The organism is Vibrio sp. 10N.239.312.D08, assembly GCF_041466145.1.
Taxonomy (GTDB): Bacteria; Pseudomonadota; Gammaproteobacteria; order Enterobacterales; family Vibrionaceae; genus Vibrio; species Vibrio crassostreae_C.
This window is the reverse complement of sequence record NZ_JBFSSD010000127.1, coordinates 1-1,246: the sequence shown is the minus strand read 5'-3', so window position 1 is coordinate 1,246 and position 1,246 is coordinate 1. Positions and strand designations below refer to the sequence as shown.

The following is a 1,246-nucleotide window of genomic DNA, read 5'->3' as shown; positions in this document are numbered from 1 at the left end:
AGTTCAGATTTAAGATGTGTACATTTTCCCCTTGTTTAACGTAACGCCACTTAATCAACACCTATTCTTCAAGTTTGGTTTAGCTACAACCCCAAATTTTGCGAATCACTCTTGAACAACCGTTTGTTAGCTTTTGGTTGCACAAGCTTCTTGATCTTCAAATGGTTCTCGATTTGCCACTCATCATGCAAAACATCATTTCCCAAAAACCAGAGTTAGATACGAGAGCGCCATCCTGTAAGTGTTCTATATTTAAATATATTGTCTTGGCTTTTGGTGACTGCATGGTGAAAATTGCATTTGTTTTTTTGCTTTGTTTCCTTTCTGGATACGTTGAGGCTGAGACGAAGTTGAGAGAGTGGCGAGCCAATGGAGGTAATGAAGAAGTAGTTTATTACCTAAAAGTTTCTAGTGTATTTCAACTTTACACTGTGTCTCCTGAAAGTGTAACTCTAACAATGGTAGGTATGCCTGAGGAACTCTGTTCTTCAACATCATTTTTGTTTCAAGGGCAACTGATAGGAATCGAAAGTTCATTTGAAAACTCAAGGTGTATTCATAGAGCCCTCTCTCAGAGGGCTCGTGATTTTATTATAGATGGTTTAATCAATAACAGTGTTGTTGAGTGGGATGGAGTTAGGTTGACAACACTAGGATTTTCTAAAGCGTTTTTAAGCATGGGGAAAGAAGATTTTATTCTTTAAGGATTAACTCGTTCGCTAAATGAAGTTCAAAATAAAGCTCGTTATTTATGTGTAAAATCGGCCCTCTATTCACTACAAAGAGCATTTTAAGTGGCGAATTTCTAGTAGCCATTGATGGTTTAGTGTGATTTTTTTAGCATTGTGATTTAGGACATCAAATGCTTTGATTATGAAAAAAAATTTATCATTAACGATGAGGATTTTTTTTTATGTAACAGTCAACATGAAAAGATAATCAATATGCAATTTATTGTTTTCGTTGGATTAATGCCGCTTAAACACTATTTCTGTGGATAAAAATGTATTGATTTAACGTAACGGCACTTAGTGTGGCCCAAATTTAGACACAAGAACAGCTCCCTATTGGGAGCCGTTCCCCTTTCAAAAATGATAATGTGCTTTCACACTATCATTCTCCTTTAGCAGCTTTATTATCTTTGGTGCTTGTCTCTTCAGCCTTATGCTCTAATACATCACAGTTTTTATTGATAGTGATGGACTTAGGCTTCATAGCTTCAGGTATCTCTTTCACCAGAGTAATA

1 protein-coding gene is annotated in these 1,246 nt (G+C 36.0%); it reads left to right on the top strand.

What is annotated here, in order from left to right:
* Positions 1-284: 284 nt before the first annotated feature.
* Positions 285-704, top strand: a complete 420-nt coding sequence (locus AB6D58_RS24470; protein WP_102458427.1) for a hypothetical protein — start codon at positions 285-287, stop codon at positions 702-704.
* Positions 705-1,246 lie beyond the last annotated feature (542 nt).